The following is a 25,205-nucleotide window of genomic DNA, read 5'->3' on the forward strand; positions in this document are numbered from 1 at the left end:
TATCCCCCAATGATATTATCCTAGTTGATCCCGTTTCATTGGCTCGCCCCGAAACCGTCAACATCATCGCCAGAGAAGTTCGCGCCGCCACTCCCCAGGAAATAAACGGCAGCGACTCTGATGATACCATTTTTGCGATCGCACCAGAACCCTTTAATCCCGTCGAAATTCCAGTTTTAGCCAATGATAGTCCTGAGACAGGTCTATTTATCAGCAGCGTCAGCAACATCACCGGCGGCGACGTAGTTCTACTCAATGATAACACCATTGTCAGATTTACCCCCACATTACCAGGCGGAACCCAAGCCAGCTTTACCTATACCGCCAGTGATGGCAACACCCAAGATAGTGCTAATGTATTTATCGATATCCTTCCCGTCACCCGTATTAACGGCTTAGGTGGCGATGATGTTTTGGTCGGAAGTTCAGCACCCGATCTCCTCTATGGCGGCGCGGGTAATGATTCCCTTTTCGGAGATAGTGGTAATGATACCCTAGTCGGTGGTAGTGGTGCCGATACCCTTTCCGGTGGAGATGGTGATGATGTACTCTATGGTGGTTCAGGACCCGATCTCCTCTATGGCGGCGCGGGTAATGATTGCTTGTTCGGAGAAACAGGCGATGATACCCTAGTCGGTGGTAGTGGTGCCGATACCCTCAAAGGTGGCGGCGGCAATGATCTCCTTTATGGTGGTTCAGGACCCGATCTCCTTTATGGCGGACAGGGTGATGATTCCCTATTAGGAGAAGCCGGCGATGATACCCTTTTCGGAGATAGTGGTAATGATACCCTAAAAGGTGGTAGTGGTGAAGATGTACTCTATGGCGGTCTGGGAAATGACCTGCTATATGGAGGTTCTGGTAATGATATTATCTATGGCGGACAGGGTGATGATTTCCTATTAGGAGATGATGGAGATGATACCCTCTTTGGAGGTGCCGGAAATGATACCCTCTTTGGAGGTGCTGGAAATGATGTTTTTGCCTATATTTCTCGCAGTCAAATCACTACCGGAACTGATTTAATTGTGGACTTTGAAGCCGGAAGCGATCGCATCTTATTTGACCGGGAGCAATTCGGCTTTATTCAGATAGGTACTACCCCCGAAAATAGCCTGAGTCCTCAACAATTTATTCTCGTCGAAACCGGAACTTATCAAGATAATCTCAGCCTCATAAATAGTCCCATTCTCGCCTATGAATTACAGACCGGAAACCTCATCTATGACCCCGACGGTTCAGGAACACAACCCCCCGAAATTATTGCTAATTTACAAGGAACACCTACCCTATCTGTTAACGATATCATCTTGATTGGTATAGCCGGAGATGATACCCTACCAGACATAGATGATGATGATCCTACAGATGAAGACCCTAGAAATGTCACCGCCTTCGCCTTAATTAATGGTACTCCCGGAAATGATGCGATCGCCGTTTCTGATACCATCAATGCTGTAGACTTTGTTGGGGTTCCCGTCACCATTCCCGCTTCTGATAATGAACGCATCGCCGTTATTAATACCATCACCGATTTAATCGGCGGAAATGTGAATATCCTAGAAGGCGGTACAGCCGCCGAGTTTATTCCCACCCTCCCCGGCGGAAATATTGGCAGTTTTAGTTATGAAGCGATCGACTCCCAAGGAAATCTAATTAGAGTTCCCGTTAATGTTAATATTCTCACCGCCATAGATGGTAATTTAGGAGATGATACCCTCATTGGTTCTGATGGTAATGACTCCCTATTTGGTAATCTTGGTAATGATTGTTTAATTGGTGGTGCTGGTGATGATACCCTCGTCGGTGGTGAAGGAAGCGATACCTTTGCTTATCTATCTCCCAATCAAATTAGTCTAGGAGTTGACCTAATTGTTGATTTTACCCCCGGAAGCGATCGCCTTTTATTTGACCGTGATCAATTCCGCTTCACTCAAATAGGTACTACCCCCCAAAATAGCCTCAGTCCTGAACAATTTATTTTCCTCGAAACCGGAGAATTGAATCCCGATAATCTCGGCACCATTAGCAGCCCCATTCTCGCCTATGAATTAGAAACCGGAACCCTCATATATGACCCCGACGCTTCAGGAGTACAACCCCCCGTAACCGTCGCTACACTTATCGGTAATCCTCCATTATCTATTGATGATATATTGCTCATTGGAACCACCACAGATACACTGACACCCCCCGACGACGAAACTCCTGTTGATGACTCTTTAATCGCTAACCCCAACTTTGCTACCACCCCTAGTCTCGTAATAGGTACTCCCGGAAATGATACTATTTTCGCAGAGGGCACCAGCTTAAACCGCATTGAAATTCCTGTACTAGACAATGATAGTCCCGTCGGTGGATTAACCATTAATAGCATCAGTGGTGTCAGCGCAGGACAAGTTAATATTCTCCCAGGTAATACCTCCGTTGAGTTTATCCCCCTTCTCCCAGGACCATTTGGTGGTCAATTTACCTATACCGCACAAGACTCCCTAGGAAATACCGCCTCCGCTTTGGTTAGCGTTAGTATCGCAACAGTAGACACCATTGATGGTAATGCAGGTGATGATTTTCTCGCCGGTCACTTAGGTCCTATTGTTTTAATTGGCGGTCCTGGTAATGATACTCTTCTAGGTAGCGCCTTCGGTAATGACCTGCTATTGGGTAATGAGGGTAATGATTCTTTAGTTGGTGGTCCTGGTGATAATACTCTTATAGGTGGTCTTGGCGATGATGTTCTCATCGGTGGTCCTGGTAATGATACCCTAGTCGGAGGGTCTGGTGGTAATACTCTCACAGGTTTGGGAGGAAATAATGTTTTCCTCTACTCCTCCACTAATGATGTCTTATTATCAGCCTCTGATTTGATTACCGATTTTGTCCCCGGTCGCGATACTTTACAGTTTAACGATGAGTTTATCTTGGCTGACCCCTTATTTGTGGTCACTGATACACTCACCGAAGCTGACACCCTACTCGATACCCTACCCATATCGCAACCTGTAATTATTTATGAACGACTAACCGGACAGTTAATCTATGATAGTAATGCTGACGGACTCGGGGGAGGATCTATTATTGCTCAGTTTACCCCCGACGAATCTGGTGCTTTCCCCAATATCTCAGATACAGTAAGAGATGATTCCTCAATTCTGATTTTCTAAGATTATCCTTATCCTTACCCCCCTCTCCCAGAGGGCGGGTTTATCAATATTGTCGCTGGGAATTGAAGATTGACACCACAACCGGCCAGAGGGCGGGTTTATCAATATTGTCGCTGGGAATTGAAGATTGACACCACAACCGGCCAGAGGGCGGGTTTATCAATATTGTCGCTGGGAATTGAAGATTGACACCACAACCGGCCAGAGGGCGGGTTTATCAATATTGTCGCTGGGAATTGAAGATTGACACCAGAACCCGCCCCTACATCATGGTTTATTATCAATTAATTTTTAGCGACTAGAAGGGGGTAAAGACCTAAAAATACCTCTACCTGTGGGTATTCTGCCATTACCTGGAGTTACTCTAGAATCAATTCCGTTACCAGGAGATAGACCGCCATTCAAGTCTCCCCGACTCCTATTGACGTTGTTTTGTATGGTCTGTAGGGAATCAGATCCCATGTTAATGGTTTCTACGCTATCACCACCACTACTCTCTAAGGGGTTAGCAACACCCCCTAAAGCATCCCCAAGAAAAGTGTTAGTAAACCCAGGGTCTTGGGTTTCCTCAAAAAAGGGAGCCCTGAGCCGCCGTTGAGCGATCGCATTTTCTGGTATAGTCTCCGTAGAGGCGATCGCTATGCCATCAGAACCGACCCCAGCCGTAATAGTCACAATTGGTAGGAGCCACAATAGTCTCGAAAAATTAGCCATCATCTCAAATCCTCCTCAAATTATCAAATTAGCAGCTATGCCTTGAGATTAGATCCCAGACCTCCAATTTTCTGCTAAACTCCCGAAAGTGCAATTATAACCATCACATCAATTTAGCTTAACTAACTTAATATCGTTTGCTCCAAACTACAACCATGAAATCAACCTTGGTCAAAAAAACCAGTTTCCTCATTGCCTTATTTTTGGTCAGCCTAATTGCTGTCATACAAATTCCAGCGATCGCACTCCCGCCAGCTTTTCGGACACCACCGACCCCCTCCGACTTACCCCTACTTCCCCCAGAAATTCTTGATGAACCCCTACCCCTAGAGCCGCCACAGCCCACCATTGCACCTCCTCCCGCACCAGTTATCGAGGAAACCATCACGCCTCCTCCCGCACCAGTTATTGAGGAAACCATTACACCCCCACCAGTTCCTGATATACCTCCACCAGTTCCCGAACCGCCGATCGCCCCCCCACCCATTCCCCAAATTCCCAAAACCGAAATTCGCGGCGTTTGGATGACCACCAATGATACAGATGTGTTAATGAATCAGCCTAGACTCGAAGAAGCAGTCAGCAAACTCGCCCGATTCAATTTTAACACAATTTATCCAGTGGTTTGGAACTCTGGCTATGTCACCTATAAAAGTTCTGTAGTTAAAGAAGCAGGAATTCAGCCTTTTGTCCGCCGAGGTTTCCAAGGACAAGATATGCTCGCTGATTTAATTGAACGCGCTCATCGTCATAACTTATTAGTGCTTCCTTGGTTTGAGTTCGGTTTTATGGCTCCCCCCACTTCCGAGTTAGCTTTAAAACATCCCAACTGGCTGACTCAACAGCAAAATGGAACTAAAACTTCCATGAGCGCCGCCGGGGAAGTGGTTTGGTTAAATCCCTTTCACCCAGAAGTCCAGAAGTTTATGACTGATTTAATTGTAGAGGTCGTTACAGACTACGATATTGATGGCGTACAGTTTGACGACCATACCAGTTTACCTAGTGCATTTGGATATGACCCTTATACCATTTCTCTTTATCAAAGAGAGACTAATCGCACCCCACCTAGTAACCCCCAAGACCCCGCCTGGGTGCGTTGGCGTGCTAATAAAATCACCGCTTTTATGAGACAATTGCACCGCGCTATTAAAGCCAAAAAACCTCATAGCATTATTTCCGTTAGTCCGAACCCTTATCATATCGCCTATAACGGTCATTTACAGGATTGGGTTACTTGGGTTAGAGACGGTCTTGTTGATGAGTTGGTCGTGCAGGTTTATCGGGATGAATTGGACTTTTTTATTACTGAGTTGAATCGCCCGGAAATGAAAGCCGCACAAAACAAGATTTCTACCGGGGTTGGTATTCTCACCGGTTTGAGAACTAGACCAGTTCCTATCAATTTCATCCAGTCCAAGGTTCGCGCCGCCCGCGATCGCCAATTCGGTGTCGCTTTCTTTTTCTATGAAAGTCTCTGGGACCACGCCGCCGAACCCCTCGCAGAACGACAGCATAGTTTTGAGTCTATGTTTCCTCAACCTGCTATTCGCGCCTCTATTCGCTAACCGACTTCAATTCTGGGTTGGTTGGGGATATGCACAAAATGTCGTTTTTGTCAAGAGGTCGATTTTTGGCCGTCCCTTACTTACCCAAAACTCGTGATTCGTGAATTATATTTTTTAGCCAGAAAATATTTGTATGGGCGCTATAATAAGGGTTTCAGCGCCTTTTTTTGCGTATAGACACAGTAACCCCTTGGGTGCGATTTATTCTAGGATACCAGAACCCCTATGATTTCGTCAACCTTTTGCGAGCTATTTTCAATAAAAACTTATTAATTCTTAATGTCGTTCGGAACATCAAAATTATCTGGCTGGAAGTATTAGCAAAACTTAACTTTTTGAGCCAATAATAGGGGGGAGGCGATCGCCTATAGGTGTCTGTGATGTGGTATAGATATTAAGGTTTGGTCAGTTAATGATATGAGACTGAATAAAATCGAGGATAGTAGTTAATCCTTGTTTTTCCTTGAGATTAGTAAAGACAAAAGGTTTATTTCCGCGCATCTTTTTAGCATCTCTTTCCATGACGGTTAAATCCGCCCCCACAAAGGGAGCTAAGTCAATTTTATTAATCACCAATAAATCGGACTTAGTAATTCCGGGTCCACCTTTGCGGGGGATTTTATCACCCGCCGCCACATCAATAACATAGAGAGTTAAATCGACCAATTCCGGGCTAAAAGTCGCCGCCAAATTATCGCCACCACTCTCTAAAAACACCACATCCAAATTAGGAAAAGTAGACTCCAACTCTTGAATAGCACTAAGATTAATCGAAGCATCCTCACGGATAGCGGTATGGGGACAGCCTCCCGTTTCCACGCCGATAATTCTCTCGGCTTCTAAGGCTTGCGATCGCATCAGAAACTGAGCATCTTCTTGGGTGTAAATATCATTAGTAACCACAGCCATTTGAAAGCGATCGCGCAAGGCTTTACACAGTGCATCAAGTAAAGCCGTCTTACCCGACCCCACAGGTCCAGCAATTCCCACTCGAAAAGGACTCATTAAATTCCCCTAATTATAGATAACTTAAAACTCGATACCCGGTTGAGCCTTAACCCCTTGTTCCCGGAAAGGATGCTTAACCAAGGTCATCTCCGTAACCAGATCCGCCCGTTCTATCAAACTAGGGGGAGCCCCACGACCCGTCAAAATCACATGGGACTCGTGAGGTTTCTTGTCCAAACCCTCCAAAACCGTTTCTACAGTGAGATATCCCAATTTTATCGCAATGTTAATTTCATCTAAAAGGACTAACTTAATCTCAGGATTTTCAATTAAAGATAGACTAAGTTTCCAGGCTTCATGAACCCTTTGGATATCGCGATCGCGGTCTTGAGTTTCCCAGGTAAAACCTTCCCCCAAAGCATGAAACTGTAATTGTTCCGGCCAGAGACTGAAAACCGCCTTTTCTGCTGGTTCCCATGCGCCCTTGATGTACTGGACGATCGCCACCTTATAGCCATGACCAAGCGATCGTAAAACCATCCCCAAAGCGGCCGTAGTTTTACCCTTCCCATTGCCAGTATTGACAATAATCAAACCCTTTTCCACCTGTCTATCAGCTACCCGCTGGTCTTGAATTTCCTTGCGGCGCTGCATTTTTTGGCGGTGTTGTTCCGCCGTCAAACCTGTAGTTTCCATAGCGATCGCATCACTGAGTAAGATATGATTAACTCTAGCATAGAGGCGGCTAAAGCTGCTATAGAGTATTGACAGGAAAACCCATAAATCCCCATGGTGAGATTGTATGTTATCAGCCCAAGCCGCAGAAGCAATTATTTTAGAACAAGTAGCCCCACCCCACCAACAACATATAGAACTCGTCAAATTATCCGAGGCTACCGGACGCATTCTCGCCGCCCCGATTACCAGTGAATTAGACTTCCCCCACTGGGATAACTCCGCCATGGACGGTTATGCTGTCCGTTATGCTGATGTCGCCCACAGTAGCGCCGAACATCCTGTTACCTTGGAAGTCATAGAAGAAATACCCGCCGGATATTGTCCCCAAAAAACCATCGCCCCCGGACAAGCCGCGCGCATTTTTACCGGAGCCTGTTTACCTCCTGGGGCTGATACCATTGTAATTCAGGAAGATACCCAACCTGATGGCGATCGCATCAAAATCCTAACCACCCCCCAACTGAGAGCCTTTGTGCGTCATCAGGGGTCCTATAGTCGCGCCGGAGACCCTCTGCTACCTCCGGGAATTAGCTTAGGAGTTGCAGAAATCGCAGTTTTAGCCGCCGCCAAATGTGTCTCCGTCCCAGTTTATGCTAAACTCAAGGTAGCATTGATATCAACCGGGAATGAATTAATCCCCCCAGAGCATCCCATAGCCCCAGGAAAGCTAGTAGACTCTAATCAGTATGCTTTAGCTAGTTGGGTGATGCAAATGGGCGCAGAACCCCTTATTTTAGGGATTATTCCCGATGAACCCCAAGCCCTCAAAACCGCGATCGCCAAAGCCCTACTCACCGCTGATATAGTATTATCAACCGGGGGAGTGTCCGTCGGGGATTATGATTATGTTGGTCAAATTCTCGCTGACCTTGGGGGGGAAATTCTGGTCAACTCAGTAGCCGTCAAACCCGGAAAACCCCTCACCTTCGCGACCTTTCCCAATTGTTTGTATTTTGGTTTACCCGGAAACCCCGTGTCAGCCTTAGTCACCTGCTGGCGGTTTGTCCAACCGGCTTTGAAAAAACGAAGCGGACTCGCGGGTGAGTTTTGGGGACCAGAGTGGTGGCCAGTGCGATCGTCAACCGAATTGCGATCGGGGGGTAAGCGAGAAACCTACCTTTGGGGAAATCTGCGATCGGTCAATGGCGAAACCAAATTTATCCTCGCCCCAGGAAGTCAAAACTCTGGAAACCTGATTAACCTCGCCCAAACCAACGCCCTCGCTATGCTTCCAGTCGGTCAGACCTGCATTCAAGCCGGGGAATTTGTCCAAATTCTCAAAGTCCGTTGAGATTTTCGGTCTGCTTGGTTTCACAGGACCCCCCTTACATCTCTCATTGAACGGGGAAGTATCAACACTAATCGCTAATATTATATTGACTATAGTTTCCGCCGTCATCCTTAACTGTTAAACTGTTAGCCCAGCCTAGGCTTGGTTAACTGTTGACTAATCTGCTATTATAACATTCCTGTGAACAATAATGCGCGTTCTAATTGTTGAAGACGATCCTATGATGCAACTAGGGTTAGAGCAAGTCTTATCAGACTGTCCAGATATTACCCTAGTTGGTATTGCTGAAGATGGTTATTTAGGCGTAGAAGCCGCCAAAGAGAAAAAACCTGATATTGTGATTATGGATATCGGGTTACCTCGCCTTGATGGCATTGCAGCTACCAAACAGATTAAAGAAATCCTACCAGAAATCAGAGTCGTGATGCTCACTTCCCACACAGCAGAGACGGAGGTACTTGCTTCCCTTTCTAGTGGCGCTGATGCTTATTGTGTTAAGGGAGCTAGTGTTGATAGTTTGATTGTAGCAATACAGGCAGCCTATGAAGGTGCAACCTATCTAGATCCTCAAGTTGCTCGTTTGGTCATGGAACACCTCAAGCCACCCACACCCCAAACTACTAACTTGGGTACCTTATCCCCCCGCGAGTTAGAGGTGCTTAAACTTATGGTAGAAGGTAAGAGTAACCCAGAAATTGCTGAGGCTCTTTATTTAAGTCCTAACACTATTAAAACTCATGTTCGGGGGATTATGAATAAATTAGCCGTTGATGACCGGGTAATGGTTGCTGTAGTCGCTTTGCGATCGGGTTTAGTATGATTTCAATCGCGACGACAACGCCGCGACCTACTTTCAGACCTGAGAATAGGGTATTGGGGGAATTGTCCCCCAATCCTTGATTAATCGACAAGGGGACCAGCGGCGGTTACTTCCTCTGGTACATTCACATATTTACTGAAGTTGTCCACAAACAACTTAGCCAAGTATTTCGCTTGTTTTTCATACTCTTGGGAATCAGACCAGGTTTTCACCGGATCAAGAATTTCCGTCGGAACTCCTGGTACAGCATCAGGAACCCAAATCTTGAAGATCGGATGCTCATGGAATTTCACATTATCCAAGTCTCCATTCACCGCCGCCGACACTAAGGCGCGAGTGTATTTGATGGGAACACGACTGCCAACTCCATAAACACCACCAGACCAGCCAGTATTCACCAAATATACATTGGTTTCTGGGTGATCCGCAAGGCGTTTACCTAGCAAAGTAGCATAAATCGCCGCTTCTAAGGGTAGGAAACATTTACCAAACCCAGCCGAGAAAGTCGCTTCTGGTTCTTTGATACCCCGTTCGGTTCCCGCTACCTTGCTGGTGTAACCAGACATAAAGTGATACATCGCTTGTTCGCGGGTCAGTTTAGAGATGGGGGGTAGAACTCCGAAAGCATCTGCAGCCAAAAATAGAATCGTTTTGGGATGACCACCAACACTAGGAATAACCGCATTGGGAATGTAGTCAATGGGATAGGCAACCCGGGTATTTTCTGTTAAACTACCATCATTGTAGTCGGGAATCCGAGTGTAGCGATCGAGCACTACATTTTCCATCATTGAACCAAACCGGATCGCATCCCAAATTTGGGGCTCATTTTCCCGCGACAAGGCGATAGTTTTCGCATAGCAACCACCTTCAAAGTTGAAGATACCATCTTCTGACCAGCCGTGTTCATCATCCCCAATTAGATAGCGGTCTGGATCAGCAGAAAGGGTGGTTTTTCCGGTTCCTGATAGACCAAAAAATAAGGCAGTATTACCAGCGTCATCTACATTGGCTGCACAGTGCATGGGTAGCACATCAGCTTTGGTCATAAAGTAATTCATCAGGGAGAAAACTGATTTTTTGATTTCTCCGGCGTACTTGGAACCACCAATAATTACTAGCCGTTTGGACAGGTGAAGTACAATAAAGGCTTCACTATTGATGCCATCATCTTCGGGATCGCCGTGGAGTCCAGGAACTGCAATTACTGTAAAGTCAGAATTGTGGGTTTGTAGTTCTTCGTCTGTCGGACGAATAAACAGTTGGTGAACAAACAGGTTTTGAGATGCCAGCTCGTTGATGATCCGCACACCAAAACGACGCTGGGGATCTGCTCCGACAAAGCCATCAAAGATATATAAATCGCGACCTTGGATGTACGAACGTACCCGCCGACATAGGCGATCGAAGTTTTCTTCAGGAATGGGGACGTTCATTTTACTCCAGTGGATTTCGTCCCGACTATTCGCTTCTTCAACAATGAATTTATCGTGAGGAGAACGACCTGTATATTTACCAGTTTTTACGCAAAGGGAACCATTGGAAGCTAAGACACCTTCCCCCCTAGCTACTGCGTGTTCAATCAGAATAGGAACTGGTAGATTATGATAGACATGACCTAAATTTTTTAAGCCTAGGTTTTCTAGTCCATAGGTGAGATCACCCTGTAGACGACGTTCGACATATTTTCCGGTGTTAGCTACTGGGAAGTCTTGTCCTTGGTCAGATAATCTTTTATTGATTAGGCTGGGAATTGAAATGTTTTGATAATCACTGCGATCTACTGTATTTACGCTATCCATAGTTCATAACCTCAAGTGGTTTTGAAGTGAAGTATTTACGGGCAAATATTTTTGAAGTGGTTGGGGAACATTAATTAAGTAACCTAAAAACCTAACCCCAACGCTTGTGGCTTTAATAACAAGCCCCTACACGGAACTTAGCCGGTGATATATAGATTATGTACACTCAGCTAGAAGTTGATCCTCAATGGAAAGTTTGAGCTTGAAGTTCGGAAACGATATTTTCGATTTTGGTGTTGATTCTCAATGCCCGCTCTCATCTGCATGAAGGTAGTTGTGCTTGGCAATGTTTTTGGTTGGATCTACCTCCACCTTAAAAAAATCATACACCGATCGCCTAATTTGTGAGGTTACATTTTTTGAAGAGCTAATTGTACTTTTATTGCATTTGTTTAAGTTATAATTCCGAATGCAGATTTTGCATCATAGAACACGGAAATTACCTCAATCATAGTTTATGTTCCCTAGGTTTGGTGAGAGGCAATTCTAAAGAAAAGATAAATTTCTGTGGCGATCGCTGCCGAGTGCAGTCAAAAATCATGACACAATAAGGGAAACCTGAAGGTTTAGAGTTAAGAACAGATCATGTACGAAAAAATTACCCCCCCCGATACAGGCGAGAAAATCACCTTCTCTGACGGAGAACCTATTGTTCCCGATAACCCAATTATTCCCTTCATTCGCGGCGACGGCACCGGTGTAGACCTCTGGCCAGCGACAGAACGAGTAATAGATGCAGCAGTGGCCAAAGCCTACGGCGGCCAACGCCAGATCAGTTGGTTTAAAATTTACGCTGGGGACGAAGCCTGCGAACAATACGGAACTTATCAATACTTACCTGAAGACACCCTCACCGCTATCCGAGAATATGGTGTCGCCATCAAAGGCCCCCTAACCACCCCCATAGGCGGCGGCATCAGATCCCTTAACGTGGCGCTACGCCAAATCAACGACCTATATACCTGCGTCCGTCCCTGTCGTTACTATCCCGGCACCCCCTCCCCCCACAAACACCCGGAACAACTCGATGTGATCATCTATCGGGAAAACACGGAGGACATATACTTAGGCATTGAATGGCGCGAGGGTACGGAAATCGCCCAAAAATTAATCGACACCCTCAACAATGACCTAATCCCGGCGACCCCGGAACATGGCAAAAAACAGATCCGCCTAGACTCGGGTATCGGCATTAAACCCATCAGTAAAACGGGTTCCCAGCGGCTAGTCCGTCGCGCCATTAAACACGCCCTGCGCCTCCCCAAAAATAAGCAAATGGTGACTCTGGTGCATAAGGGCAATATCATGAAATACACGGAGGGGGCTTTCCGAGACTGGGGTTATGAACTAGCAACTACGGAATTTCGGGAAGAATGTATCACGGAACGAGAATCATGGATTCTCGGCAACAAAGAACATAAACCTGACATCTCCCTAGAAGATAACGCGCGCCAGGTAGAACCTGGTTTTGATGCGCTGACCCCAGAAAAACGCCAAGAAATCTGCGATGAGGTGAAGGGGGTTCTGGAGGCGCTATGGGAAAGTCACGGTAATGGTAAATGGAAAGATAAAATTATGGTCAACGATCGCATCGCTGACAGCATCTTCCAACAAATCCAAACCCGTCCTAGCGAATACTCTATCCTGGCTACCATGAACCTTAACGGAGACTACCTATCAGACGCCGCCGCCGCTATGGTGGGAGGATTAGGTATGGGACCCGGTGCGAACATTGGTGACACCTGCGCGGTCTTTGAAGCTACCCACGGTACAGCACCTAAACACGCTGGACTCGATCGCGTTAACCCCGGTTCCTTAATCCTCTCGGGGGTGATGATGTTAGAATATATGGGCTGGCAAGAAGCGGCAGACTTGATTAAAAAAGGTCTGGGGGCGGCGATTTCTAACCGTGAGGTAACTTATGATCTGGCCCGACTCATGGAACCTCCGGCTGAACCCCTCAAGTGTTCAGAATTCGCCGAAGCTATCATTCGCTACTTCTAACCTATAGCAATGGGCGATCGCCTATTAACCAGAAAATTGGCCACGGGCTATCTCCTACTCCGGTGCGTCAGAAACTTGAAAATTGCCAACTGACGCACCTATTTGTCTGGGGTTACATCCCCTCAGCCTTACCTTTACCAGTAATGTGATCCAACTGCTAACATAAAATGGAACTTCCACCCTCTCCCACCGCGAGTGGGTGGGGTAGATCTTCAGATGATCACATAGATCTATTTTTGATCCGCAATTTTACCAATTTTTACTCTGAGCAGGATTCAAAGCTAATGGCCAGCAAAACCGAGAATTCCGAAAAGCAGAAAGCCCTAAATTCAGTCCTTAACCAAATCGAAAAGAGTTTTGGTAAGGGGTCTATTGTCCGCCTAGGAGACTCCGCCCGTATGAAGGTGGAAACTATCTCCAGTGGCGCATTAACCTTGGATTTGGCCCTTGGTGGTGGTTTGCCGAGGGGAAGGGTGATTGAAATTTATGGCCCAGAAAGTTCCGGTAAAACTACCTTGGCTCTCCATGCGATCGCCGAAATCCAAAAAACTGGCGGAATAGCAGCTTTTGTGGACGCTGAACACGCCCTCGACCCTACCTATGCAGCCGCCCTGGGGGTGGATATTGAAAATCTCCTAGTTTCCCAACCGGACACGGGGGAAATGGCTTTAGAAATAGTAGATCAATTGGTGCGATCGGTAGCGGTTGATATTGTAGTGGTAGACTCGGTAGCTGCTTTAGTTCCCCGTGCGGAAATTGAAGGGGATATGGGGGATTCTCACATGGGACTACAAGCCCGGTTAATGAGTCAAGCCCTACGGAAAATTACCGGAAATATCGGTAAATCTGGCTGTACAGTTATTTTCCTGAATCAGTTACGCCAAAAAATTGGTATTGTCTACGGCAACCCAGAAACTACCACCGGGGGGAATGCCCTTAAATTCTACGCCTCGGTCCGTCTTGATATCCGCCGCACCCAAACCCTGAAAAAAGGCTCGGACGAGTATGGCATTCGCGCTAAAGTTAAGGTGGCTAAAAATAAGGTCGCGCCACCCTTCCGAATCGCTGAATTTGATATTATTTTCGGCCAGGGAATCTCAACTATCGGTTGTTTGATTGACCTCGCAGAAGAAACCGGAGTGATTAAACGTAAGGGCGCTTGGTATAGCTACAACAACGAGAATATCGGTCAAGGACGCGATCGCACCATCACCTATATGCAGGAAAACCCAGCATTTACCGAAGAAATTGATAAACAAGTCCGTGCCGCTTTAGCAGGGGGTGCAGTTGTATCAGCCACCTCTGTTGTTAAACTTGATGATAATCCTGACACAGATGATCATGATGTCGAAGACATTGACGAGAATACTGATGAGGAATAAATCATTAATTTAGTTAAATCAAGTCCCCTTTAACCAGTGGAAAAAGGCAATTAATCGCCGCCCCTGAAGTCCGGCACTCCCCACCCCTGTCTCCCACTATAGTCAGGGGGAGGAGTTCATTAGTTCCTGAGAAAACTCAATAATTCCCGATTAACCAGTTGGGGGACTTCCTGTTGCATCCAATGTCCGCAGTCCGAAACCAATTGTAGTCGAAAAGGCGCAGTAATCAATTTATCTAAACCTTCAACCAGTTTCTGACTCAGAAATGAATCATCTTCTCCCCATAGTACCAATGTGGGTACATTGATTTCCGTGGGACGCATCCAACTGGAAAATAAGCCCGGTGGTTGCAGGAGTTGACGATAGTAATTAATCGCCGATCGCAATACTCCCGGCTTTTCTAACGCCGCCTGATAAATTTCCGTTTCTTCGGCACTAAAAGCCCCCTTGCGGATGGCGTGTTCTCGCAGAAAACCACGGATAAACTCTTTCAAGTTTTGCTGAATTAGCCATTCAGGAACCCCCGGAACTTGAAAAGCCAACACAAACCAACTGCGACGAATTTGATCAAAATTGCCCATAAGTTCCTGAACAAACCTATGGGGAGGCGGTGCGTTTAAAATAGCCAAACGGTTAACTGATTCTGGAAATTTTTGGGCTAAATTCCAGGCGATCGCCCCCCCACAATCATGACCAACAATGTGGGCTTTTGCATATCCCAAGCGCTGAATCAATCCTCGGATATCTTGGCTAAGGGTATCGAGATCATAACCACTTTCCGGTTTATCTGAGTCATTGTAACCTCGCAAATCAGGCACAACTACCTTAAAATAACGAGAAAGCGCCGGAATTTGATAACGCCAAGCATACCAAAACTCAGGAAAACCATGTAACAAAACAACCAATTCACCTTGTCCTTGGGTTACAGAATGAAGGTGAATGTTATTCGTTTCAACATATAGGTGTTCCCACCCAGACTGCAAACCTGTCATATACTGCCACAAAAAACTACCCCAAACCACATCGATTCTTAGAGAACTAGCAGCAGCTTGGGATTGCCAAAGAGCTTGAACATCATGCTCTGGTAGGGGTCGATAATGAAGTCACCTCCATCACCTCCCCTTCAAAACCGTGCCGGCGAGTTTCCCTGCACACGGCTCCTGATGTGGATACCCTTTTTTGTTATAGGAACAGAGTTACTACCCCCCGCTTTCGTACTTCAATGTTCTGAGCTTTATGCAGCACGTAGTCTTTCAACTCGCTCTCGCCATTATACTCCTACTAATCGCAGTATCTATATCCACACCCTGCTGACCTGTGGGCATATCCCAACCATTACAGTTGGGCATTGGCTTATGGTCACATCCTTCACCCTCTAAGCATACGCTTAAATTTTTCACTACTACTACGAGTGCAACTCGCAATAGAGCATTAGAGGGGTTAAAACGTTCCGTCTCGACGGGCATTCCATCTTTATATTTGTCCTCAGAACCGGGGTACTTTTAAAGGTCTATGTAGGTGATGACATAAATACCCTACTTTTCCCCTTGTTCTTTTGAACGCAGCGTTTCAACCTATTTCGCTACTCCGTATTAACGATGATTCAAGCCGGACATTCGGTTTCCCTAATCATGGATGGTTGGCAGTGGTCGAGTAGGAGGTAGGTTCCGACCTACGCCTTCCGTTCCCCGCTTCTATCCTGGAGTTATGATTTCCAAAACTGGGGGTGGCTATCGCCGTTACTCTCTACTCCCTGATTTCTCAGTTTGTTTATGACCTTGAGTTCCCTGCCTTGCTTAGATTTCTCCAAGCGTCGGGACATATAATCAGTTATGAGGATGCTCAGGAGAGGTCTCCTTATATCCAGATTCGGAGCTGGAATCCTCACCGGGCAGTGATTTCGGGCATTTCAGCCCTCATACCCGAACGTCTCGCACCTGCATCAAGAACATAGTAATTTCCTTGATTTATGGCTGAATTTATTCAGCCTATTGCGTCTTGGGCTGACCGTCCGGGACGGAACCCATAGCTTGTGCCTTCAAATCTCGATTCCCATTCAGGTTCGAGCGCTGATTTAACCAAGGCTTGCCTAGCTCTGTCTTGGATTGTGGGAATTCCTATTCCAGCTTTTTTCATCCCTCCCAGGTTTTGCAATCCACACCCGTGTAGGGTGCGTTACATTGAGAGACTTGGCAGAGAAACGAAAAACTTTCTGGTAACGCACCATGTAGGGTTTTGCTTTGAGGTTTCCCTTAATGCTCTCAGCTAGTTTTAACCTTTGTTTAGGCGATATTACTATCACTCCATCGACTCCGGCTGTCTTTTGGCCTTGACCCGCTTGGGGGGCGGGTTCATTAAGCTGACTGTTGGGAAGCATGGCTGACCGTGGAACCCGCCCCTACAGCCGCACTGCTAAGAGTCGAGCATAATATGACTTCACCAGTAGACGTTGCCACCTTCTAGCCTTTGCATCCTGCCCGGATTTAGCTGCTTGGTATATCCTCTTTTGGAGCTTGAAAACTTTCCGTTGGACCTTAGCCCATGGGATAGCCTTCCATACAAACGCACGTCTTGATTGGCTTTGATTTCTCAAAGCCTTTCTTTGAACTCGCTTTCGTCATAGTAACTCCCACTAGACTCTAACCTTACAATCAAACCGTAACCTGTCAGCATATCCCAGCCATTACAACTGGGCGTTGGCTTTTGGTCACATCTCACATCCTCTAGGACTTGCGCTTACATTTGTCACTACTGATATCTCGACCAGATATTCAGAGTCCAGGAGGACTTAAAACGTTCCGTTTATATGGGCATTCCATCTTTAGACTTGTCCTTTCCACCGGCGTACTTTTAAAAGTCTGTGTAGGTGTTATGTAGAAAACCCTACTTTTCCCCTTACCCTTTTGGGCGCAGCGTATCAACCTATTTCGCTGCTTAGTAATAACGATGGTTCAAGTCGGAACATTCAGATTTCCTTAGTCATGGATGGTTGGCAGTGGTCGCTTTTGGTAGTAGGTTCTACTTCACGCCTTCCGTTCCCCGCTTCAGTCCCAGGGTTGTGATTCCTGAAATTGGGGGTGGCTATCGCCGTTACTCTTTCCCATAATCGCCCAAGTGGTTTTAATACTCCTCCTTGTGGTATACTTGGATTGGATATTCGATTTCTTTTATGGGATTGACCTTGAGTCCCTTGCCTAGCTTTCGCTTTGAGGACATATAAACAGTTATGGGATGGTCAGGGTACGAGTCCCTTTTATTCCACCAAGGGGTGAAAGTCTCACTAGGAGGTTATTTCAGCCATTGCAGCCTTATTTGACTCCTAAACGTCTCGCACCTATATATTTACATTAGCATTTTAAGACCCGGTTGGATTGGTAATTATCCCTTATCCCTGATGAATGCTTTGGGGTACAGCCGCCGGTCCGAGTATATCATGCTTGACCAGACTCGCGAGTTCCTCTAATTGAGCGATCGCCTCTGCACCTTCCAACTTCATCAATTCGCGATCGTCGCGCATCTCCGTCCAGGTAATCCCATAATCCGACACCAAAAACCGGATCAGATGGTTTTCACCCAGGCTGACCATAAATGACGCGCTATTCATTTGGCCCCCACAAGTATAGCAGGAAGCCAGGTAGCCCCGCCGTTCAAGCACAATGGCTAGGGCTTTAAGATTCATCACCAAATCCTGAACGAATCTTCGATGTTGCTCTGCAAGTCTGATAAACATAGTTTTTCTCCTGTCACCACAATCTTTAGATTATTTTCAAAATTTAACATAATCTAATGACTGGATGTTTCGATGTTGGCACAGCATCACTTCTGCTAACCCAATTGATCATCATCATCGGTTGAATATTCCAGCTCCAGCAGAGCCTCAATCAACTGAAAACAAACTGAAAACAAAGCGATCGCTCTGTTCCCAAATCCTTGATGACATTAGGTTTAGAGATAGCCTTCTCATATCTAGCATAGTGATTCGAGTTTTACCATAGCTAGAACAAATCCTTATCATAAACATAACTAAATTTAACAAAACTCAATCTTTTCGGGAAGTCCACCCCTAGGCTGGCAACCTGTAAGGCTAATTAATCAATTAACCCTACAGGTAAGATGATTAGCTGATTCTCAGCGTGCTAATTACCGCATTAGCTAATCAACCGTCCACCAGCCCAAAGCCGGACCAACCAACCGAATAGTTAGCCAAAAAATCACTAAAAAGCTAATTCCAAACCAAGCCCCCTTAGTAGTCCATTGCATAAACTGTTCGCTTTGGGTTTTAGTAATCGGTACCCAAGGCAAGATAGTTAAACTAAGCCAAGATGTCACCATCCTAACTCGTCTTCAAAACCGGACATGAAAGTTTCCCTTCATCCGGCTCCTCAATGTTACAGATCTTGTCATGATCACCTCAGCTACCATCACTGATAATTTCAACAATTGCCTATACTCCCATAGCTTAAATTGCCACCATTAGGAAAGCCTGCCCCTTTGCCTTTAACATACCTAACCATAGGTTTCTGGGAATGTTTTAAGAGAGCTATTTCCTCATGTCCTCGGACAGCAAAAGCCCAATTTCTGTTATCAATACTCTGCCAGTATTTATCAGCCACCCATTTTCCGGTCTGATTGGGATGACGGCGATTTGCCCATCTTCTCAGCTTTCCGAATAGCAGATAATCCAACTCATTAAACACTTCTTTTGATACTACTGTTGAGTAATAGTGACTCCATCGGATAATGATTCGATTCAATCTCCTGATGAGTGCTGCTTGAGGGGCAGCTTGATGAGCATCAATTACCCTAACCAGTCGCTCATAGTGTTCTTTGACTGCCTTTCGGGATGGCTTGATCATAGTCTTGAAACCCAGAGAGTTGCCCTTTCTGTCTTTTCCAGAGTGATATTTTCCCACTCGGTATTGTTGAATATGGAAACCGAGGAAGTCGAAACCTGCATCCTCCCCATCAAGAGTATGGGCTATCCTCGTTGGCTCTGGTTTTAATTCAAGACCCCATGGCTTTAACCACTCCCTGATTACCTGTTGGGAGTGATGGATTACAGCACCATCTTCGTGAAGTATAACCAACTTATCCGCATATCTAATTACAGATAGTTCATTGCGGTTAACTGGCTTTCTTCCAGATAGCTGATCAGCCATCAAAATCAGATCTTCTTCCATTCCATGGAGGGCAATATTTGCCAGTAATGGCTGGATTATACCTCCTTGGGAAGTGCCTTCCTTGGTCGGAAATAGCTGTTTTCCATCCATTACACCGGATTTGAGCCATGCTCTTATTTGTCGGCGTAATCTAGGGAATGTTCCTAATTTATCCAACAGGCGATCGCTATTAATGCGATCGCCCAAGCACTTAGTTATCTGGGCATCTAACACCCATTTAGGCTCTGACTCCAGATGATTCGATATTGCTTCTATGGCATCATGGCATGAGCGTCCCGGTCTAAATCCATAACAGTTAGATTCAAATTTGGCTTCCCATTCCGGTTCTAATGTTAGTCTCACCAAACCCTGACCCGCACGGTCAAATATAGTCTGGTCTCCATTCCGACTTGGAGCATCCCCGACCGTTTCTGTCGAGTCTACTCTCCGGGTAGGCTTGGCTTTACTACCTAGCTTCAGGTCTCCCACCAGGTTTATTTCTCCTTTCCAGGATAGGGATTTTACCCCGTCCACACCCGCCGTATTTTTACCTTCATGAGCTTGAGTTACCCATCTAACCGCTAATAGCTTCCCTGACCAGGACTTTAATAACAACTTTTGGAGATAGCGAACTGCTTTGAAATCACCACGCTTTGAGGCTTTATAGATTCGTTTTTGCAGGCGGAATATGCGACGTTCAACCTTTTTCCAGTTGATGCCACCCCATTCCAGTCTTTCCGTAGTCTTTACACTCGTTTCAGATTTCATTTCCTGTTACTGGCAACTCTATATTCCGTAACATCGTGGAACTGTCAGCCTATTCTAGGCATTACCCTAGACCTTCGCTTCTGTCCCAATCCTTACCACATACAGCTTGCGGCTGGTTACCTACTCAGTTATCGACCAATACCTGAGAGCATATATATGGGTTACTTCGTTCCGAATTACCTTTGGTTGTACCTTTAGGACGATGCTTTACGCCGGGTTTATAGGGAGTGTATGTTGGTCTGTGAACAATCAGCCAACCCCATTGATCCTTAGCCTTTTGGCTCCAGCGTGTCAGCCTTTTCGCTGGTTTAAGGTGACGACGTTTTGATCACATCTTCAGATTTCCTTATCCATAGATACCTGCTCGACAGAGTGCCAGTTTAGGCTACCAGCAGAGCTGCCTTTTCATCCCGCTTCACCAAGTCGCGATAATCCGATCGCCTCAGTGGGGATGATGCTGTCACGTCTACACCTGACGGGAGGGACTTTCACCCTCAAGGTAATTCAGTTGTCAGGGAACAGTTTTTTCGGTTTTTTCTGTCCCCGCTGGTAATCCCCCAAACCTATAACCAAGTAGGCTTTAGGCTGGTTTCTACCAAACGAATCGCACTATTCCTCCTTACCGTACTTTTCCCCCATCATTTCCTTACGACGTTTAGCTTCACCCATAATTTTTGCGCTTCCAACCAATTTACTAACTATCCCCATTCCTAGCAGGTTAGGGAGGGGAGATAGTTGTCTATTTTAGCTAAATCCTGACTCCAATTCTCAACCTTTGTCCCCTCAGACATCCCTGATCCTCTCTCCATCGCAATAATCGGGTTATCGGTTGACCGATGATTTCCGTTGATAAGGCGATCGCTCTACGGGGGGTTTCTGTTACCAAAGCGATCGCCTCAGCAGCAGAACAAATCCCCCACCTGACTAAATTTTCTGCCCCCCTCAACAGGGATAAAGTAGTTCCCGCCAAAGTTCCATCCTCCAGCCGAGCCACCCCCCCTGTCACCTCAATGCGCCGCTCATCCCACGGATAAACCCCATCCGCCAATCCCAAAGGCGCTAAAGCATCACTAACTACAAAAATCTCCCCCTTACTCCCCCCTAACAGTAAATCCAGCATGGTTGGACAAACATGATGTCCATCAGCGATCGCCCCACAAAATACCTCCGACCGACATAAAGCCGCCCCCAATAGTCCCGGTTCCCGGTGATGTAGGGGAGGCATCGCATTAAAAGCATGAGTTACCATTGTCGCCCCCTGGTTAAATGCTTCATTAGCCACAGCTAAATTAGCCTGAGAGTGACCCAGACTGACGATAATGCCTAAACTCCTCAAATAGGGAATAACTGTCTTTGTGGGGTCTAATTCTGGGGCTAGAGTCATCACCTTAACCACCTTTTCATAATCCCCTAAAACCCGTTTGACATTATCTATCGTCAGCGGTAATAGACAATTTTCAGGATGTGCGCCCCGTTTTTGCTCATTCAGAAATGGTCCCTCAAGATGAACTCCTAAAATCTCCGCCGCCTCCCCCTTCCGGTCCCCTTGAAATTCCCCAAGGATAGCCAGCGATCGCCTAAATTTCTCCACCGTGGTTGTCACTATAGTAGGCAAAAATCCGTCAACCCCCTGATGCCATAAATACTCACAAATACCTTGCAGTTGTTGATGATTCTCCCCCGTTAACTCCGGGAAAGCTAACCCTAACCCACCATTAATCTGTAGGTCTATCCCCCCTAGAGAAATCCAATCACCACCGACATCAATCACGGCGGCGGCGGGGTCTGGTTTCGTGGCGATCGTCTTCACTACACCATCACGAATTTGTAGGGTATGTAATCCAGGTTTACCTAGAATCTGACTGTTAATTAAATCTACTGACACATCATGGGACTGCAAGCTGTCATTCATAATCAATAATCATTTATTTATAACTGGTATTCATAACTGGGTTAAACTGACTCTCGCTTTCCCCAAATTTATCTCATTAAATAATCTGTTAATTCTGGATATCTACTAAACTGGCGATCGACACTGGCTAATTGACCTTGATAAACTAACGCCGTTGCTATGATTATCCTATCAAAAGGGTCTTTATGAATCGTAGATAAATTCACCGCTTGACAAGCAACTTCCGCATTCAAAGGCAGTAATTCTATGCCAGCAGGGGCTAAAGCCATCCTAAACCACTCTGCCATACCCTTAGATAAATTCAGACGACCCCGCTGAGAAGCTAGGGCGATTTCATAGCACGAAACTGGCGAAACTCCCAGACTGGAAGCTGATTCAAACTGCCCTAGACACTGAGATGGGAAACGGTCAAAGTTCCCATTAATCAGCCAAATCCAGACATGAGTATCTAGCACAATTATTTCAGACATTCCCAATCCTCTTCATCAACAATCGGGCTAACAATATCACCGATAATTTCTACCTTTCCGGCTTCTGGAACCGGAAATCTGCGTCGTTTCTGTGGTGATTCTGTTTCTTTAAGGATGGTCACAATCACTCGTGCTTTGTTCAGGTCTGGCTGGTCTGATAACCATTTAAACTCACCGTTTTCGTAGATCGCTTCGTAACTTTTTAGCATGATTTACTGTTACCTCTCAATAATAGTGGATGCTTCCGGGTCCCTCTGCCGCTGGCTTGTAGTCTAACCAGACTGGCGCAATGTCAACCCTCGTATTTCGCCTCTCTCATGATTATAAACATTGTAGCTCAATTGGGGGGGACAATTCCTCAACAGACGTAGTTACTCCCAACTATCTCCACCCCTAATGCTATAATCCGGGTCTGTAGTTTCACTTAGTTATTAACAACTGCTATGGACTCAATCTCTCAGGACCCTAACTCCTCCTCTGCTCAAATTGGTATTATTATGGGCAGTGATTCTGACCTACCTACCATGTCAGCAGCGATCGCCGTATGTCAAGACTTTGGCATTAGTTGGGAAGTGGCGATCGTATCAGCACACCGTACCCCAGACCGAATGTTTGATTATGCCAAAACTGCCCTAGGACGCGGATTAAAAGTTATTATAGCTGGTGCAGGCGGCGCGGCTCACTTACCCGGAATGGTTGCATCTCTCACCCCCTTACCTGTGATCGGGGTTCCCGTCCCCACCCGTAACCTTCAGGGACTCGATTCTCTCTATTCTATCGTGCAAATGCCAGCCGGTATTCCCGTGGCTACAGTAGCGATCGGAAACGCTAAAAATGCAGGTCTACTCGCCGTTCAGATTTTGGCTTCTCATCAACCTCAACTCATGGAAAAAGTCCAAGCCTATCGACAAGATTTAACCGAATCTGTACTCGAAAAACAAACTCTCCTTGCACAGTTTGGATATCAAGAATACCTGAAACAAATGTAATAGCAAAACCCCTGAGTTACACCAGTTTGTACATAATCATACCTGGCTCATAATCTCTCAGCGCAAGTATAGCAATTTGCCATATATTTCTGTATCATGGAATACAGAATTTAGGTTAATATAGTGTTAAGAAAGTAGATAAAAATCGTAGCTTAAAGTTCTAGCCTAGGACATAAGAGAATCTGACTATCCCTCGAAATTTGTTGTAGTTTATCTGTACTTGTTATGGTTAAATGGTAGATCCACCTGTTATAAAATCAACTCAGTTGAGTACAGATGTGTTAGTTTTGTCGGTTAACCTCACCTGTCAAAGTCCGGCTAATTACCAAATTAGCAGCTATAAGTTGGCATCAAGATTAAGCATCTCTCTAACCAGACGGCTATCATTTGCCGCCTCATCCCTTCCATATTAACGTAAATTGAACAACTCTAAGCAAATGTTGAAACGCCAAAAGTCGAGAACCAGAAGTTATCGGCAATTTGCTGAGGTAGTTGGCTCTGCGCCTCAGCCTACTTCGTCAATTTTTCAGCCCCAAAGACCCAGATGGCTATCTCCTAGCCTGCTAGGTTGCATTCCTCTAACTGCGCTGATTATTACATTTTGGAGTTTAGCAGCAGTCGCCCAAGAGGATGCACAACCCATAACTCCTGAATATGTGCAGGGTGTTTTAAATACAATTTGGATTGTGATTGCCAGTATTTTGGTAATCTTTATGAACGCTGGTTTCGGGATGTTAGAAACCGGATTTTGTCGTCACAAAAATGCCGTTAACATTCTCGCAAAAAACCTAATCGTATTTGCGATCGCCACCCTAATTTATTGGTTCTTTGGATTCTCCGTCATGTTCGGAGGTGAAAACCCCTTCATCGGTGGTGGTGGCTTCTTCCTGACCGGAGACCCCAGCGTTTACGGACTTGACCCATTCCCCGAAGGATTACCCAAAGAAGTTTTCTTTCTGTTCCAGGTCGCCTTCGCAGGTACCGCCGCCACTATTGTATCCGGCGCAGTAGCCGAACGGATCGAATTTGTCGCCTTCATCCTATTTAGCCTATTGCTAGTCGGAATATCCTACCCCATTACCGGACACTGGGTCTGGACTGATAACGGCTGGTTAGCAAGTATGGACTTCCATGATTTTGCCGGATCAACCGTAGTTCACTCCGTGGGGGGATGGTCTGCCCTCATGGGAGCAGCATTCCTCGGACCCCGCATGGGAAAATACGGTCCATCGGGTGAACCTAGGGCGATTCCTGGTCATAACATGAGTATTGCCACCCTGGGATGTTTAATTCTGTGGATCGGCTGGTTTGGATTTAACCCCGGTTCCGAATTAGCCGCTAATGAGAACGTTCCCTATATCGCCCTTACCACTAACCTAGCAGCCGCTGCTGGCGGTGTGTCTGCTACCCTTACCTCCTGGATTAAGGATGGTAAACCAGACCTATCCATGATTATCAACGGCATTCTCGCCGGTT

At 46.0% G+C, this 25,205-nt stretch carries 22 protein-coding genes and 1 pseudogene; 9 read left to right on the forward strand and 14 right to left on the reverse strand.

Annotated features, from left to right (window positions below; all coding sequences use genetic code 11):
- Nucleotides 1-3,164, forward strand: a 3,164-nt coding sequence (locus B9T16_RS11775) for a M10 family metallopeptidase C-terminal domain-containing protein (RefSeq protein ID WP_410244840.1), incomplete at its 5' end; no start/stop codon positions are given.
- A gap of 291 nt (nt 3,165-3,455) precedes the next feature.
- Here B9T16_RS11775 and B9T16_RS11780 read toward each other — a convergent pair.
- Nucleotides 3,456-3,881, reverse strand: a complete 426-nt coding sequence (locus tag B9T16_RS11780) for a hypothetical protein (RefSeq protein ID WP_410244841.1) — start codon at nt 3,879-3,881, stop codon at nt 3,456-3,458.
- A 152-nt stretch (nt 3,882-4,033) separates the two neighbouring features.
- On the opposite strand from B9T16_RS11780, the gene B9T16_RS11785 reads away from it, so the two are divergent.
- Nucleotides 4,034-5,446 (forward strand): family 10 glycosylhydrolase, encoded by a 1,413-nt coding sequence (locus tag B9T16_RS11785; protein WP_006617849.1) that lies wholly within the window; start codon nt 4,034-4,036, stop codon nt 5,444-5,446.
- Nucleotides 5,447-5,851: 405 nt separating this feature from the next.
- Here the strand turns inward: B9T16_RS11785 and ureG are convergent, their stop codons facing one another.
- Nucleotides 5,852-6,451 (reverse strand): urease accessory protein UreG, encoded by a 600-nt coding sequence (gene ureG / locus B9T16_RS11790; RefSeq protein ID WP_317269401.1) that lies wholly within the window; start codon nt 6,449-6,451, stop codon nt 5,852-5,854.
- Nucleotides 6,452-6,475: 24 nt separating this feature from the next.
- On the reverse strand, nt 6,476-7,090 hold the full coding sequence (gene cobO / locus B9T16_RS11795) for a cob(I)yrinic acid a,c-diamide adenosyltransferase (protein ID WP_410244842.1): 615 nt from the start codon (nt 7,088-7,090) through the stop codon (nt 6,476-6,478).
- A 106-nt stretch (nt 7,091-7,196) separates the two neighbouring features.
- Here cobO and glp point away from each other — a divergent pair, with 106 nt between their 5' ends.
- A complete protein-coding gene (glp, locus tag B9T16_RS11800) occupies nt 7,197-8,423 on the forward strand; it encodes a gephyrin-like molybdotransferase Glp (RefSeq protein ID WP_410244843.1) in 1,227 nt (408 codons plus the stop codon).
- A gap of 190 nt (nt 8,424-8,613) precedes the next feature.
- Nucleotides 8,614-9,243: a response regulator gene (locus B9T16_RS11805; RefSeq protein ID WP_410244844.1), complete on the forward strand. Its 630-nt coding sequence runs from the start codon at nt 8,614-8,616 to the stop codon at nt 9,241-9,243.
- A gap of 80 nt (nt 9,244-9,323) precedes the next feature.
- Here B9T16_RS11805 and pckA read toward each other — a convergent pair whose 3' ends face one another.
- Nucleotides 9,324-11,045 (reverse strand): phosphoenolpyruvate carboxykinase (ATP), encoded by a 1,722-nt coding sequence (pckA, locus tag B9T16_RS11810; protein ID WP_410244845.1) that lies wholly within the window; start codon nt 11,043-11,045, stop codon nt 9,324-9,326.
- Nucleotides 11,046-11,630: 585 nt separating this feature from the next.
- Here pckA and B9T16_RS11815 point away from each other — a divergent pair.
- A complete protein-coding gene (locus B9T16_RS11815; RefSeq protein ID WP_006617843.1) occupies nt 11,631-13,049 on the forward strand; it encodes an NADP-dependent isocitrate dehydrogenase in 1,419 nt (472 codons plus the stop codon).
- Between the two features lie 284 nt (nt 13,050-13,333).
- Nucleotides 13,334-14,431 carry a recombinase RecA gene (gene recA / locus B9T16_RS11820; RefSeq protein ID WP_410244846.1) on the forward strand — a complete coding sequence of 366 codons (1,098 nt, stop codon included), beginning with the start codon at nt 13,334-13,336 and terminating at the stop codon, nt 14,429-14,431.
- Nucleotides 14,432-14,550: 119 nt separating this feature from the next.
- Here recA and B9T16_RS11825 read toward each other — a convergent pair whose 3' ends face one another.
- The 10 genes and pseudogenes from B9T16_RS11825 to B9T16_RS11870 form a co-directional block, all read right to left on the reverse strand.
- Nucleotides 14,551-15,423 carry an alpha/beta fold hydrolase gene (locus B9T16_RS11825; RefSeq protein WP_006617841.1) on the reverse strand — a complete coding sequence of 291 codons (873 nt, stop codon included), beginning with the start codon at nt 15,421-15,423 and terminating at the stop codon, nt 14,551-14,553.
- Nucleotides 15,424-16,414: 991 nt separating this feature from the next.
- Entirely contained in the window at nt 16,415-16,567 is a 153-nt protein-coding gene (locus B9T16_RS11830; RefSeq protein WP_231852142.1) for a hypothetical protein, read from the reverse strand.
- Nucleotides 16,521-16,808: a hypothetical protein gene (locus tag B9T16_RS11835; RefSeq protein ID WP_014275104.1), complete on the reverse strand. Its 288-nt coding sequence runs from the start codon at nt 16,806-16,808 to the stop codon at nt 16,521-16,523. Before B9T16_RS11835 ends, B9T16_RS11830 begins: the two co-directional genes overlap by 47 nt.
- An 87-nt stretch (nt 16,809-16,895) precedes the next feature.
- Nucleotides 16,896-17,024: pseudogene (locus tag B9T16_RS11840) on the reverse strand (reverse transcriptase N-terminal domain-containing protein); the annotation flags it as partial.
- 792 nt (nt 17,025-17,816) lie between these two features.
- Nucleotides 17,817-18,161 carry a DUF1815 family protein gene (locus tag B9T16_RS11845; protein WP_410244847.1) on the reverse strand — a complete coding sequence of 115 codons (345 nt, stop codon included), beginning with the start codon at nt 18,159-18,161 and terminating at the stop codon, nt 17,817-17,819.
- Between the two features lie 422 nt (nt 18,162-18,583).
- Nucleotides 18,584-18,763 (reverse strand): DUF2839 domain-containing protein, encoded by a 180-nt coding sequence (locus B9T16_RS11850; RefSeq protein WP_006618256.1) that lies wholly within the window; start codon nt 18,761-18,763, stop codon nt 18,584-18,586.
- A gap of 101 nt (nt 18,764-18,864) precedes the next feature.
- The gene (locus B9T16_RS11855; protein ID WP_410244848.1) at nt 18,865-20,358 is read right to left on the reverse strand and encodes a reverse transcriptase N-terminal domain-containing protein; all 1,494 of its coding nucleotides are present in this window, start codon (nt 20,356-20,358) and stop codon (nt 18,865-18,867) included.
- A gap of 748 nt (nt 20,359-21,106) precedes the next feature.
- Entirely contained in the window at nt 21,107-22,270 is a 1,164-nt protein-coding gene (nagA, locus tag B9T16_RS11860) for an N-acetylglucosamine-6-phosphate deacetylase (protein WP_410244849.1), read from the reverse strand.
- Between the two features lie 68 nt (nt 22,271-22,338).
- Nucleotides 22,339-22,740, reverse strand: coding sequence for a type II toxin-antitoxin system VapC family toxin (locus B9T16_RS11865; protein WP_410244850.1), 402 nt, complete (start codon nt 22,738-22,740; stop codon nt 22,339-22,341).
- Nucleotides 22,728-22,949 carry a hypothetical protein gene (locus B9T16_RS11870; protein ID WP_410244851.1) on the reverse strand — a complete coding sequence of 74 codons (222 nt, stop codon included), beginning with the start codon at nt 22,947-22,949 and terminating at the stop codon, nt 22,728-22,730. The genes B9T16_RS11865 and B9T16_RS11870 overlap by 13 nt, the downstream gene beginning before the upstream one ends.
- Nucleotides 22,950-23,183: 234 nt before the next feature.
- On the opposite strand from B9T16_RS11870, the gene purE reads away from it, so the two are divergent.
- The 3 genes from purE to B9T16_RS11885 all read left to right on the forward strand — a co-directional run.
- Entirely contained in the window at nt 23,184-23,729 is a 546-nt protein-coding gene (gene purE / locus B9T16_RS11875; protein ID WP_317266342.1) for a 5-(carboxyamino)imidazole ribonucleotide mutase, read from the forward strand.
- A 233-nt stretch (nt 23,730-23,962) separates the two neighbouring features.
- A complete protein-coding gene (locus B9T16_RS11880; protein ID WP_152088646.1) occupies nt 23,963-24,142 on the forward strand; it encodes a hypothetical protein in 180 nt (59 codons plus the stop codon).
- A gap of 24 nt (nt 24,143-24,166) precedes the next feature.
- Nucleotides 24,167-25,205 (forward strand): ammonium transporter (locus B9T16_RS11885; protein ID WP_410244852.1); only part of this gene is annotated, 1,039 nt, incomplete at its 3' end.

It is taken from the genome of Arthrospira sp. PCC 8006 (assembly GCF_046480465.1).
GTDB classification, from domain to species: domain Bacteria; phylum Cyanobacteriota; class Cyanobacteriia; order Cyanobacteriales; family Microcoleaceae; genus Limnospira; species Limnospira platensis.

Excerpts from the sequence above, each read along its gene's own strand:
- B9T16_RS11855 (WP_410244848.1), bottom strand. The coding sequence starts at position 20,358 with ATGAAATCTGAAACGAGTGTAAAGACTACGGAAAGACTGGAATGGGGT.
- B9T16_RS11805 (WP_410244844.1), top strand. The coding sequence starts at position 8,614 with ATGCGCGTTCTAATTGTTGAAGACGATCCTATGATGCAACTAGGGTTA.
- B9T16_RS11880 (WP_152088646.1), top strand. The coding sequence starts at position 23,963 with ATGGTAGATCCACCTGTTATAAAATCAACTCAGTTGAGTACAGATGTG.
- glp (WP_410244843.1), top strand. The coding sequence starts at position 7,197 with ATGTTATCAGCCCAAGCCGCAGAAGCAATTATTTTAGAACAAGTAGCC.
- pckA (WP_410244845.1), bottom strand. The coding sequence starts at position 11,045 with ATGGATAGCGTAAATACAGTAGATCGCAGTGATTATCAAAACATTTCA.
- B9T16_RS11825 (WP_006617841.1), bottom strand. The coding sequence starts at position 15,423 with ATGACAGGTTTGCAGTCTGGGTGGGAACACCTATATGTTGAAACGAAT.
- B9T16_RS11870 (WP_410244851.1), bottom strand. The coding sequence starts at position 22,949 with ATGCTAAAAAGTTACGAAGCGATCTACGAAAACGGTGAGTTTAAATGG.
- B9T16_RS11815 (WP_006617843.1), top strand. The coding sequence starts at position 11,631 with ATGTACGAAAAAATTACCCCCCCCGATACAGGCGAGAAAATCACCTTC.
- B9T16_RS11835 (WP_014275104.1), bottom strand. The coding sequence starts at position 16,808 with ATGCTTCCCAACAGTCAGCTTAATGAACCCGCCCCCCAAGCGGGTCAA.
- B9T16_RS11865 (WP_410244850.1), bottom strand. The coding sequence starts at position 22,740 with ATGTCTGAAATAATTGTGCTAGATACTCATGTCTGGATTTGGCTGATT.
- cobO (WP_410244842.1), bottom strand. The coding sequence starts at position 7,090 with ATGGAAACTACAGGTTTGACGGCGGAACAACACCGCCAAAAAATGCAG.
- nagA (WP_410244849.1), bottom strand. The coding sequence starts at position 22,270 with ATGAATGACAGCTTGCAGTCCCATGATGTGTCAGTAGATTTAATTAAC.
- B9T16_RS11845 (WP_410244847.1), bottom strand. The coding sequence starts at position 18,161 with ATGTTTATCAGACTTGCAGAGCAACATCGAAGATTCGTTCAGGATTTG.
- B9T16_RS11785 (WP_006617849.1), top strand. The coding sequence starts at position 4,034 with ATGAAATCAACCTTGGTCAAAAAAACCAGTTTCCTCATTGCCTTATTT.
- B9T16_RS11830 (WP_231852142.1), bottom strand. The coding sequence starts at position 16,567 with ATGAAAAAAGCTGGAATAGGAATTCCCACAATCCAAGACAGAGCTAGG.
- B9T16_RS11850 (WP_006618256.1), bottom strand. The coding sequence starts at position 18,763 with ATGGTGACATCTTGGCTTAGTTTAACTATCTTGCCTTGGGTACCGATT.
- ureG (WP_317269401.1), bottom strand. The coding sequence starts at position 6,451 with ATGAGTCCTTTTCGAGTGGGAATTGCTGGACCTGTGGGGTCGGGTAAG.
- B9T16_RS11780 (WP_410244841.1), bottom strand. The coding sequence starts at position 3,881 with ATGATGGCTAATTTTTCGAGACTATTGTGGCTCCTACCAATTGTGACT.
- purE (WP_317266342.1), top strand. The coding sequence starts at position 23,184 with ATGGACTCAATCTCTCAGGACCCTAACTCCTCCTCTGCTCAAATTGGT.
- recA (WP_410244846.1), top strand. The coding sequence starts at position 13,334 with ATGGCCAGCAAAACCGAGAATTCCGAAAAGCAGAAAGCCCTAAATTCA.